Here is a 3,736-nt window from a genome sequence, read left to right on the forward strand (position 1 = left end):
AGCTCCACCCACAAAACAGCAGGTCAGCGTCAGAGCGTTGTTGCTGATCTAGCTTGGTCCGGCTGGACAGCCGGGTAGCCAAACCTCGATCGTATGGTTCTGGCTTGTTCAGGCTGTCTCCTGCTTGTCTCGGTCGTCGTCTTCCGTTCCGTCCCGCCAGAGTGCCTGGCTCATCGCGTCGGCCGCGTCGTGGAGCAGGGACGGCATGACGTGGCTGTAGACGTTCATGGTGACGCTGATCTGCGAGTGCCCGAGGACTTCCATCACGACCCGTGGGTGTTGGCCCTGAGCGAGCAGGAGACTCGCGGCTGTGTGTCGGAGATCGTGCAGCCGGACCGGCCGGAGGCCCGCCTTCGCGCACAGCGCCTTGAAGGCTCGGATGTCGTTGCGATGCTCGACCGGGCTTCCGATGGTGGTGGCGAACACGACCCGGTCGTCTTTCCATCTTGACCCGGCAAGTGGCCGTTCGGTGTCCTGGCGTCGCTTGTGTTCACGCAGCAGCGTGAGCAGGGGAGCGGGAATGGCCAGGACCCGGCGGGACCGTGCAGTCTTGGTCGGGCCGACGGTCGTTGGCTCGCGCTCCCCGAGTAGCCAAACGAGTAGCCAAGAGGCCGGAGGACGCTGTCAGACCTGGTCCGAAAATAAGAGGTGACCTGCCCCGCATGCAGCCATGTAGAGCAGGTCTGCCGGCAGGTTCCTACGTCCGTGGTAGAGATGTAGCATGTTTGTATGAGTGTTAAGCAGCGGCTCTCGGCGTCGGTGGACGCCGAGTTGGTGGCCGTAGCGCAGGAGGCTGTTGCGCAGGGGCAGGCGGAGAGCGTGAGTGCCTGGGTGAACGAGGCGCTGCGCCTGAAAGCGGATCATGATCGTCGGCTGCGGGCTCTCGACGACTTCCTCGCCGGTTACGAGGCCGAGCATGGCGAGATCACCGAGCAGGAGATGCGCGATGCCGCCCGGCGGGCCCGCGCCCGGGCGGTCGTGGTGCGAGGCGAGCCGGACGCGAGCGGTTCCGGCCCGTCCGGCCGCGGTCTCGGTGCCGCCTGATGCTCGTGCTGGATGCCGGAGCGTTTCTCGCGGTCGAGCGTGGCGACCGTGACGTGGTGGCTCTGGTCAAACGGGAGCGCTTGGCGGGCCGCTCGCCGGTCACCAGCGGGGGCGTGGTCGCGCAGGTCTGGCGCGGTGGCCGCGGACGTCAAGCCACCGTCGCCCGCATGCTCGCCGGAGTCGATGTCACGGCGATCGATGACGGTCTGGGACGTCGGGCGGGAACGTTGCTGGCCCGTGCTGGCCAGTCGGATGTGATCGACGCCACCGTGGTGTGCCTGGCCGTGGATGGGGACGACATCCTCACCTCCGATCCAGGTGATCTTCGAGCGCTCGCGCACGCTGCCGGGATACATGTTGATCTCATCGCCGTATAGATCGGCCAGCGCTGGACCGTTCCCGCTTTGGTGGACACCCGATGTAGCTGCCCGATTCATCGGGAGTACGAAAAATGGGCGCAGGTCGGGATCTTGGTGATCTCTGGTCGGGTCCGGTCCCATAGCTCTTTGATGGCGGTTTCCAGTGCCAGACGGAGCATCCAGACGCATGCGCGTGGCCAGGTCCGCTGGTTCCGGGCACCTCGCCGTGGAGCGTGCGGTCGACTTCCTGCAGCAGGATGTCGCTGTTCATGCCGAGTCCCGGATCTTCTCGATGAGCCGCGCGGTGTCATCGACGAGGTGCTTCATCTCGCCGGCGTGGTGGCCGTGTGCACCCTTGCGGACGGCTTGGAAGGTGTCGCCGGCCCAGCGTCCGAACCTGTTGAGCCGGGTGAGCACGCCCCCACCGCGGTCGACGTCATCGAAGAAGGCGAGCGCCACCAAGGCGTTCGTCGTCTGGCGGACCGGAGTGTGTCCTCGGCACCGACGATGCGGTCCGCGTTGCCGGCAGACGTTGCTAGCATATCTTGCTAGCATGTCGCGCATGACACGCACGATCACACTCCGACTCTCGGACAAAGCCTACGAGGCGGTCAAGCGGTACGCCGAGGCCGAGCACACCTCGATGAACGCCTGGGTCGAGGGCCTGCTCGATGCCGAGGACATGCGCCGGCGCTGCGCCGCGCACGGGGCCTGGGTGCAGGCCAACCCGGCGGCGGCCCGTGCGGCCCTCGCTTTCGGTGAGGCCAATCAGCGGGCTCTCGCGGCGGCGGGGCTGCCCAACCTCGCGGGCGCCACCGAGTGAGACCACCGCGGCGCGGCGAGATCTGGACTGCGGGCACCGGGCCGGCGCCACAGACGGTGCTGGTCATCAGCTCCACGGTCTACAACGAGATCGTCGATGAGCCGACCGTGCTGGTTGCCTTGGTCGTGGAGCACGCCACCGAGGAGGGGTTCTGCGTCGACCTCGGCGAGGGGCAGTGGGCCGTGATGGGCCTGGTCACGTTCGTGGCCAAGGCCGGCCTGGGCGAGTGCCTGCGCCGGGTCGACACTCAGACGCTCACCAACGCCAACACCATGCTGTTCAAGATCTTGGCTACACCCGAACGCTGAACCGGCGGCCACGCGATCGCGGCGCACGGCATCCTCGAATGCCCCAGCGAAGACGTCGACCTGTTCGCTGACTGGCAACGACGGGCCGACTTTCCTGCCGCCGTGGACGGGGTGATCGCCGCCGCCGGCGGCGTGCTCGGCGTGCTGCACCCCGTCCTGCTGCCGCTGTTGGTGATCTCGATAGTGCCGGACGGCTGGGCGTCGGTGCGTTCGGCCCGGCTCGCCCACGCGTCCTGGCTGGGTCGTATCCGCCAGGTCAGGCGCCAGTACATGCTGCGGTACCATATGACGGAACGTGACTGCGCCGCGGAGATCCGGTCGTTCGGCCTCGGCCGCTTCCTGCTCGACGAGTACACCACCCTGGCCCGCGAGCACGAGGCCGAGCAGGTGCGTGTCGGCCGCGGGCAGGCGGTGTACCGGCTGACCGGCGAGGCCGTGTCGGGGCTTGCGCTGGGCGCCGTCTACGGGACGCTGATCGTGCTGCTCGACACCGGCATCATGCCGCTCGCCGCCGCGGGCACGGCGGTGCTGGCGATCCGCAACGGGCGGGGCGCCCTGTCCTCGGCGCTGAACAGCCTCAACGACGCCTACGAGAACTTCCTCTACTTCGGCGAGTACCGGACCTGGATCGAGGAAGCGACTGGCCGGGTGCCCGCGCCCCGGGAACGCCCGGCGCCGACCAACCCGACAGTCATCAGGGCCGACAACGTCACCTACACCTGCCCTCACACGGACACGCCAGCGCTGCGTGGGGTCACGGTCGAGCTACGCAAGGGCGAGGTCGTCGCGTTCGTGGGCGCCAACGGCAGCGGCAAATCCACGCTCGCGAAGATCCTCGCCGGTCTGTACGAGCCGGACTCCGGCACGGTGAGCTGGGACGACACCGTTCTCGCCGAGGTCGACCCGGACAGCGTCCGGTCGGGTATCGGCTTGATCCCGCAGAGCTACACGCAGTGGCCGATGTCGGCCAGGCTTAACATCGCCGTCGGCCGGATCAGCCGACTGGCTGCGGACGGACCGGACAGTGTCATACCCGCCGCGCAGGCGACCGGCGCGGCCGAGGTGATCGAGAAGCTACCGCACGGCTATGACACGTCCCTGGCCCGCCAGTACAACTCGGGGCACGACCTGTCCGGTGGTCAGTGGCAGCGGATCGCCTGCGCGCGGGCGGTCTACCGGGACGCGCCGTTCCTCATCGCGGA

6 protein-coding genes and 1 pseudogene are annotated in these 3,736 nt (G+C 67.9%); 5 read left to right on the forward strand and 2 right to left on the reverse strand.

The genetic code is table 11. The features are described 5' to 3' along the window. Positions 1-108: 108 nt before the first annotated feature. Positions 109-543, reverse strand: a pseudogene (locus DD1DGNOD_RS07395) (site-specific integrase); the annotation flags it as partial. Between the two features lie 186 nt (positions 544-729). Here DD1DGNOD_RS07395 and DD1DGNOD_RS07400 point away from each other — a divergent pair. Both DD1DGNOD_RS07400 and DD1DGNOD_RS07405 read left to right on the forward strand, forming a co-directional pair. Then, on the forward strand, positions 730-1,044 hold the full coding sequence (locus tag DD1DGNOD_RS07400) for a hypothetical protein (RefSeq protein ID WP_131769740.1): 315 nt from the start codon (positions 730-732) through the stop codon (positions 1,042-1,044). Further along, positions 1,044-1,421 (forward strand): hypothetical protein, encoded by a 378-nt coding sequence (locus DD1DGNOD_RS07405; RefSeq protein WP_131769741.1) that lies wholly within the window; start codon positions 1,044-1,046, stop codon positions 1,419-1,421. Before DD1DGNOD_RS07400 ends, DD1DGNOD_RS07405 begins: the two co-directional genes overlap by 1 nt. Positions 1,422-1,670: 249 nt before the next feature. Here the strand turns inward: DD1DGNOD_RS07405 and DD1DGNOD_RS07410 are convergent, their stop codons facing one another. Further along, positions 1,671-1,862, reverse strand: coding sequence for a hypothetical protein (locus DD1DGNOD_RS07410; protein WP_131766022.1), 192 nt, complete (start codon positions 1,860-1,862; stop codon positions 1,671-1,673). A 103-nt stretch (positions 1,863-1,965) separates the two neighbouring features. Between DD1DGNOD_RS07410 and DD1DGNOD_RS07415 the strand changes: the two genes are divergently transcribed. From DD1DGNOD_RS07415 to DD1DGNOD_RS07425, 3 genes are all read left to right on the forward strand, one after another. Next, entirely contained in the window at positions 1,966-2,226 is a 261-nt protein-coding gene (locus DD1DGNOD_RS07415) for a pilus assembly protein HicB (protein WP_131769742.1), read from the forward strand. After that, positions 2,223-2,534 carry a MazF family transcriptional regulator gene (locus DD1DGNOD_RS07420; protein ID WP_131766024.1) on the forward strand — a complete coding sequence of 104 codons (312 nt, stop codon included), beginning with the start codon at positions 2,223-2,225 and terminating at the stop codon, positions 2,532-2,534. The genes DD1DGNOD_RS07415 and DD1DGNOD_RS07420 overlap by 4 nt, the downstream gene beginning before the upstream one ends. A gap of 102 nt (positions 2,535-2,636) precedes the next feature. Continuing rightward, the coding region (locus DD1DGNOD_RS07425) for an ATP-binding cassette domain-containing protein (protein ID WP_241255530.1) at positions 2,637-3,736 on the forward strand (1,100 nt) is incomplete at its 3' end.

Source organism: Candidatus Protofrankia californiensis, from assembly GCF_900634765.1.
In the GTDB taxonomy this organism is placed as follows: Bacteria; Actinomycetota; Actinomycetes; order Frankiales; family Frankiaceae; genus Protofrankia; species Protofrankia californiensis.